General features: G+C 76.0%; 3 protein-coding genes. All 3 read right to left on the bottom strand.

What is annotated here, in order from left to right; translation table 11 throughout:
- Positions 1-872 (bottom strand): helix-turn-helix domain-containing protein (locus ACWEVO_RS35975; protein WP_452311859.1); only part of this gene is annotated, 872 nt, incomplete at its 3' end.
- A gap of 125 nt (positions 873-997) precedes the next feature.
- Complete coding sequence (locus tag ACWEVO_RS35980) at positions 998-1,366, bottom strand: VOC family protein (protein WP_452311860.1); 369 nt, start codon at positions 1,364-1,366, stop codon at positions 998-1,000.
- Between the two features lie 24 nt (positions 1,367-1,390).
- On the bottom strand, positions 1,391-1,852 hold a 462-nt coding region (locus ACWEVO_RS35985; RefSeq protein WP_452311861.1), incomplete at its 5' end, for a helix-turn-helix domain-containing protein.

Here is a 1,852-nt window from a genome sequence, read left to right on the forward strand (position 1 = left end):
CGGGGCACCAGCGCCGGGCCGAGCCGCCGGCCGAGCAGCGCGACGGTCTCCGCCGCGGACAGCGCCGCCGCGGCGAGCCAGTCGATCAGCCGCTCGTAGCGGGCGATGTCGGCCTCCGCGACCAGCCGCAGATCGGCGGTGAGCGTCTCCACCAGGACGGTACGCGGATCCGCCGGGTCCGGGTGGGCGTAGTAGGCGAAGGCGGCCAGTGGATGCACCCCGCCGTGCGGCGCGGCGTCCCGCGGCAGCAGCCGGACGGTGACGTGCGGATGCTCGGCGAGGGCGAGCAGGTGGCGCAGCTGGTCCCGCCAGACGTCGTCCGGGGTGCTCCCGGGGTCGCAGACCCGCTCGTCCAGCAGGGCCGTGTACCGGGGCGGGTCGGGTCGGCGCAGCACCTCCTGCCGCACGGCGCGGGCTCGAACGTCGGCCTCCACGTCCACGCCGTCGCAGAGCAGCGACCCGGCGGTCACCCGCAGCCGGGCGTACGCCGGGGTCTGGAGCAGCCCGGGCACGACGGCCGGCTGGTATTCCACGATGCGCGCGGCGCCCGCCTCCAGCTCCGCGTACGCCCGCTGCCGCTCGCCCATCTCGCCCAGCGCCTTGGACCAGCCGCGGCCGGTGGCCGCATCCCGGGCGATGACGATCAGCTCGGTGCGCCGCTCGGGCGGCACCTCGTAGACGTCGAGCAGATCGAGCACGTCGGCCAGGTCGGGGCGGCTCTGGCCGAGCTCGATGCGGGACAGTTTGGACGTGGACGCCCACCCGAGCCGGGCACAGACCTGCTCGAGGGTGAGCGCCTCCCGGTGACGCAGCCGGCGCAGCTCCGCCCCGAGCCGCACCCGCCGGACGACAGGACTTGCTGACAACGGCATGCGAGCCTCCCGCAGGGAGAGTACGCACGACAGTCACGCTGGGCAATACCTCGATTGCTCAGTGCAATGAGGGCGGGCGACCGCCGCGCTCCACGGCCGGTCTGGCACGGTCGCCCCGCCCCGGCTCACGGCCGGTACGTGCCGAACGACCAGACCAGGCCGGCCGGGTCCCGGGCCACGTAGTCGCGGGAGCCGTAGTCGGTGTCGAAGGGGTGCCGGACGATCTCCGCACCGGCCGCCCGGGCACGCTCGTGGTGCTGGTCGACGTCGTCCACCGCCACGTAGACGCGGTAGTCGTCGTCGGCCGGCCGGGCCGCCGGGGCGGGTCCGGTGCCCAGCATGACCAGGTCGTCGCCGTAGCCGAGCTGGGCGTGCCGGACCGTGCCGTCCGGGCCCTCGTGCAGCTCGTGCAGGGTGAGGTCGAACGCGGCGCGGAGGAAGTCGATCGCGGCACGCGCGTCGGGGTACCGCAGGACCGGGTAGATGCTTCGCATGCCCCCAGTCTGGCGGCGGGCCGGTCAGCCGGGATTGGACGAATGTGACCCGGGGCGGCGCCCTCTCGCCGGGGTCCGGCCGGCGAACTCCCGGAAGTCGCGGATCAGGTGCGACTGGTCGTAGTAGCCGCACCTGACGGCCAGCTCCGCCCAGCCCGGCACCGTCGCCTCGTCCGGCGCGCGGGGTCGACCCGGCAGCGGCCCGCCGGCCGGCTCGTGGCCGAGGGTCACCGGCGTGCCGGCCAGCCCCTGGCCGAGGGTCGCGTACGCGCGCTGGAAGCGGAGCAGCCGGCCGACGGTCTTCGGCGGCAGGCCGAACTCCCGCCGGAACAGCGTCGCCAGGTGCCGCCGGCTCCAGCCCACCTCGCCGGCCAGCGCGGCGACGCCGACGGCTCCCCCGCTGGCCGACAGCAGCCGCCACGCGTGCAGCAGCCGCCGGTCCACCGGCCCGGCGATGGCCAGCCGGGCGGCGAGGGCGGCGTCCAG

The organism is Micromonospora sp. NPDC003776 (assembly GCF_053605645.1).

What these genes read in the sequence shown, in the direction of transcription:
- ACWEVO_RS35980 (WP_452311860.1), bottom strand. Translation starts at nt 1,366, where the DNA reads ATGCGAAGCATCTACCCGGTCCTGCGGTACCCCGACGCGCGTGCCGCG.